This window comes from Chamaesiphon sp. VAR_69_metabat_338 (assembly GCF_031423935.1).
GTDB lineage: Bacteria > Cyanobacteriota > Cyanobacteriia > Cyanobacteriales > Chamaesiphonaceae > Chamaesiphon.
This window is the reverse complement of record NZ_JANPGM010000657.1, coordinates 1-4,754: the sequence shown is the minus strand read 5'-3', so window position 1 is coordinate 4,754 and position 4,754 is coordinate 1. Positions and strand designations below refer to the sequence as shown.

4 protein-coding genes and 2 pseudogenes are annotated in these 4,754 nt (G+C 45.1%); 3 read left to right on the top strand and 3 right to left on the bottom strand.

Features of this window, described 5'->3' with window-relative positions; all coding sequences use genetic code 11:
* Nucleotides 1-565: pseudogene (locus tag RMO84_RS18090) on the top strand (hypothetical protein); the annotation flags it as partial.
* Between the two features lie 369 nt (nt 566-934).
* Here RMO84_RS18090 and RMO84_RS18085 read toward each other — a convergent pair.
* The 3 genes from RMO84_RS18085 to RMO84_RS18075 all read right to left on the bottom strand — a co-directional run bounded on the left by RMO84_RS18085 (nt 935) and on the right by RMO84_RS18075 (nt 4,034).
* Nucleotides 935-1,408, bottom strand: a complete 474-nt coding sequence (locus RMO84_RS18085; protein WP_310489832.1) for a hypothetical protein — start codon at nt 1,406-1,408, stop codon at nt 935-937.
* Between the two features lie 67 nt (nt 1,409-1,475).
* Nucleotides 1,476-2,669 carry a Coenzyme F420 hydrogenase/dehydrogenase, beta subunit C-terminal domain gene (locus RMO84_RS18080; RefSeq protein ID WP_310489831.1) on the bottom strand — a complete coding sequence of 398 codons (1,194 nt, stop codon included), beginning with the start codon at nt 2,667-2,669 and terminating at the stop codon, nt 1,476-1,478.
* Nucleotides 2,670-3,146: 477 nt separating this feature from the next.
* Complete coding sequence (locus tag RMO84_RS18075; RefSeq protein WP_310489830.1) at nt 3,147-4,034, bottom strand: alpha/beta hydrolase; 888 nt, start codon at nt 4,032-4,034, stop codon at nt 3,147-3,149.
* A gap of 102 nt (nt 4,035-4,136) precedes the next feature.
* Here RMO84_RS18075 and RMO84_RS18070 point away from each other — a divergent pair, with 102 nt between their 5' ends.
* Both RMO84_RS18070 and RMO84_RS21410 read left to right on the top strand, forming a co-directional pair.
* Entirely contained in the window at nt 4,137-4,631 is a 495-nt protein-coding gene (locus RMO84_RS18070; RefSeq protein WP_310489829.1) for a Uma2 family endonuclease, read from the top strand.
* Nucleotides 4,613-4,754 (top strand): annotated as a pseudogene (locus RMO84_RS21410) (Uma2 family endonuclease); the annotation flags it as partial. The gene RMO84_RS18070 and the pseudogene RMO84_RS21410, both read left to right, overlap by 19 nt.

Genomic DNA, 4,754 nt, shown 5'->3' with positions numbered 1-4,754 from the left:
ATGCGGAGCCAAACCGCATCCAGAATTCAGTGTCGGCGTGTATGAAACAGTCAAACTGTTGCGAATGGGCATAGTCGTTATCGAGCAATTAGAATATAGCTCAGAAACCATGTGGTTGAAGCTGCTGGGGAATAAAGAATCAGCGCGGCGAGCATTTGAGGGCATCGAACAGCTATCGCCAGAGCGTCGGGAGAAAAATGATACAATACTGGCAAGCCTCAAATATTGCGTATATCTCCAAGACTTACCAGCAAACAGTTTAAGTGCAGAGGAGCAAGAGTTTATGAGAACGATGGCAGAGATCGATGCTTGGTACGATGCCGAGATGGATAAGGCGGAAAGCAAGGGCGAACAAAGAGGTAAGACAGAAGGCAAGCTAGAAGGTAAGCTGGAATCTGCTACTAGAGTTATTGGTGTGAAGTTTCAGGGATATGTACCATCGGAAAAGGTGACGAGTCAACTCGCTGATTTGAATGAGCAGCAGCTCGACGATTTGATTGTGGGGATGTTTGGTTGGCAGACGGTGGCTCAGATGGAGGAATGGCTTAATTCAGTTGAGAGTTAATTGTTAGAATCGCGAGAGATTGATTTGCTTCGGTTCAGCAACGCCCTCAAATGAATTTGGGGCTAAAAGCAAAAGTCCTCTGAAGAGGACTGCAAAATTTTAATTCAGTCCATTTTAATGGACTTATGCTCTTAGCCCGAACTTCCAGTTCAGGGCTTGGCTGGAGAGAAGCTAGAAGTCTTTGGATGCGGAGCGTTATTTTGAACTCAGATTCCTTAGATATTCAAATTAATAGATATAGAATAGGCTGTGAAATATTAATATTGATTCGATCGGCAAGAGGTTGAAGATACTATAATTGATTGCTAAAATCGGAGAAATTTCTCGATTTGTATTGTTTTCTCTGCTAGGGAATGACCACTTTTATATTTAACGAAAATTAATAAAAAGTAGCTTAAATAATATGGCTAAGATTGCAATATAGAAAGGTGAGTATAGATCGTTATCCTGAATCCTTGCTTTTTTTGTTTTATCAGCAGCAACAAATATTTCAAAATCCTCTGCCTTACTTAACGGTAATCCCTGAATTAATGCCTCTCTTATTTCAAGACATTTACGAGCATTTTCCAGATCTTTTTTAAGTCGAGTAAAAATTATCAGTAGTAATGATACAAAAGCAGTATCGGCTATTAGCATGAAAATTTCTGATTTGTACTGAATCGCAACATTTTTGTTGACGACAAGAAAGGAAGTAATACCAAATGAAGAAATAGTTGCGAAATAAATAGTATTAAATATTCTTTCTCTTATGAGTCGAATTTCATTACGATCTTCTTGCATAGCAGTTTTCAGAAAATCTGCTTTTATTTTCAACAAATCTGCTTTTTCAAAAGATGACATCATGAAGCTGCTCCCGTTTTTAATATATCTAGTTCAAATGCTCGATGCATTAGATCCCAACCTATATTACTCAATCAGGTAACTTATACCGATCGACAATTTTCTTCGCAAACTCTGGTACGTGTTGCTCTAACTTTTCTGGATAATTGCGTTTGGTAAATAGATAATTGCGAGTAAAGTGAGAATCGATCGAGAACCGCGCGTATTCCAATCCTTTGGGGCCGATCTTATCGATGACTACACCCATGATTTTCGCTACCCACATTGGTAATGTGACTGCTTTATCGTAGGCAGGAATGCTTTGTTGGACTGCGGCTGTACGATCGCCTTTGGACATCACAGCTTGAGTCTCGATCGCGTTATTTACTAAATCTAACATCTGTTGACCGCGATCGTTTCTAACTACGATCCATTGCCAGCCAAAGGGTGCGCCCATATAACCGACGACTAAATCAGCGAGGGAGTTTACATAGTCGAAACAACTCAAACAGGATGGTGCAAAGACGTCTTTTAATTCTTTGGTATTCAAGCCGAAGAAGGGGACTAATTCTGTCGAACCATCTTCATGTTTGAAGTGGACGTTGAAGTCCTGCATGAACTCATAATAAACTACCGTTTCGGGCGATCGACTGGTGGTTTCTAAAAACTTCTGTAAGCCCGCGCGGGTGACGTTATCGGTACAGGGGGTGCCGAGGACGTATAGTTGCTCTAAGCCTAATTCTTTCTCGACGGCGCGTAAGGCTTGAATCTGACAGCCGACACCGATGACGAGGAGCTTTTTCAAGCCCGATTCGGCGATTTGTTCGAGGATCGATAGGTTTGGTGAGAGGGTGGGTTTGTTGACTTTAGCTGCGAGAATTTCCTCCCTAGTTCGCGCGATGATCGGCATTGGTGTGAATCGATCTTCGGGCGTATTTTGGACGCAGACAACGCCTTCTACCAGCCCCTGCTCCAACATTTCGATCGCGATCGTACTGACGATGCCCGTCCACTGGGCACCAGGGATTGGTTCGATTTTCCGCGCCGCCATCATCTGCTGATGGACGCCAAAATACAAGTCATCTTCTTTGTCCAAATCTCGACTGCGCCCGTGAGTCTGAGTTTCGAGAGCTGGAATCTGCTGGTTGAGGAAAGCACAAGCCGTTTTGACGTAGTGGATATAGTGGGTATCGCACAACCCGCATTCGCTGCATAGTTCCTTTGCAGGTTTGACACTGTTGGGTTTGAGGGCTTTGGCTTTCTGGTGTTTGGGCGCAGCAGTCATGGGGGAGGCTCGATCGATTATTTGGTTATTTTAGCCTAGTGGCTAGGGGATCGCGATCGGTAGATGGTTAAGTTTTCGCAGGCTGACTTGGTAGAGGCGATCGGATTACGCTTCGAGGGCACCAGTTCTAATTTCGGCTAAAATCACGCGTTGCCGATCCGAGGTACGATTTTCGATCGGGAGCATCCCACTTTTTATGCAGGTTCACAGCCCTCACCCCCAACCCCTCTCTCTTGGTGCGTTTCCATGGTCGGGAAACCCAACCGGAACGCACCGCTCCCAAGCTTGGGAGAGGGGAGCCAGAGCCAGAGGAGATGGCGGGGTGAGGGCACAAGAAAGTGTTGCCACAATAAAAGTGGGATGCTCCCTTTTCGATCTTTGTATGTAGCCAGATCGTTTCTCTTTCCCCCGCTCCTCACTCCCCGCCCCCCGCTCACTCTGCCAGCTTTCCAGACTTCGATCCAGTAACACCTAAAGCTATTTACCTAAAAAATCTAAAATCAGCTTGGCGGTAATCTTTGCCTGCTCCAAATGGGGAACGTGTCCGCAATCATCGATCCATTTGAGTTGAGAATTTGGTAATTTCTGCTCGAACAGTTGTGCTGCTTTGATGCCCAAGATCCGATCTTGTTTGCCCCAGAGGATTAATGTTTCTTGCTGGATTTCGGATAATCGATCGAGTAGGTAGCCATAGCCGCTACTCCTAGTAAAGGCAATCAAAGCTTCGCGCCAATTTGGCATTTCCAGATGCAGTGCGGCACATAATTGTGCATCATCAGTAACAAAAGCCGGATCGAAATAAGCTTTCTTGCTGACACTCCTGCGTACAGTTGGATTCGCCAAAAACTTGGTTGCTAAATTACCGAGTGGTTGAATCAAAAACTTTCCCGTCGCCGGTGGTTTCGTAAAACCCGCACTATCGATGAGAATCAGTCGATCGACGGCTTCAGGATATTTGAGCGTAAATTCGATCGCGGCGGCTCCACCCATCGACACGCCGACTAATATCATCGGTTGTTGGATCTTAGTCTGCCAGAATGCTTGTAAATGAGTGCGAATGCTTTGGGCACTAAACATACAATCGGGCAATCTTTCAGTAAAGCCAAATCCTAATAAATCGAGTGCCCAAACTTCGCACTCTTTAGCGATCTGTGGCAGCATCCGGCGAAATTCAAACAGCGAACTATCGAATCCATGTAGAAACACGACCGGAACCCCACCAACACCCTGACAAATATAATTGGTTGGAATCGGTTGTAAAAGTAAGGACGTAAGAATATCGGTACGCTGCATTTGATGGGCAAAGTCGATCGATTCTGGCTCGGTTAATTGCCGAACGCTGGCGGGTAAAAAGCGGGGAAACATCTACTGTGATAAATTTTACTTCCGTATTATCGCCGATCGCTCGACTAGAATATATATTAATTAAGCTTTCGACAGACTCGATCGCACCAGCGCATCCCGAATATGACTACATTCACAACCAGATCCGATCTGCATGACTTGCCGTCGATCTCGATCGAATCGTCATCAGCGATCCGAATTAAATATTGGACAGTCCAGGAGTACCACAGGATGTGCGATCTGGGGATTCTCGATCCTACCGAACGGACTGAATTAATTGCGGGACACATCATACTAATGACTGCCAAAGGAACTCCTCATGTCATCACACTCCAACTTTTAGCCACGAATATTCAAGAGCAGCTTGGTAGAAGTGCTCTTATTCGTACTCAAGATCCGATTCGACTGGATAATTTTTCAGAGCCGGAACCGGATCTGGCGATCGTCAAAGGCTCCATCCTCGATTACGCAGAGCGACATCCGGAGCCTGAGAATATTTACTTAGTTATCGAAGTCGCAGATTCTACTCTCAAACAAGATTGTGAGGTGAAGGATAAACTCTATGCTCGTTGGCGTAGCCTCTCCTTGGAGAATCGAATATCGCGGAATACTGGGTAATAGACATCCAAAATCGCCAAGTTCGGATCTTCCGCGATCCGACCCCTACCGGCTATGGCAGCCAATTAATGCTGACAGAAACTCATTCAATTTCACCGCTGGCATTTCCAGAGATTGTTTTGT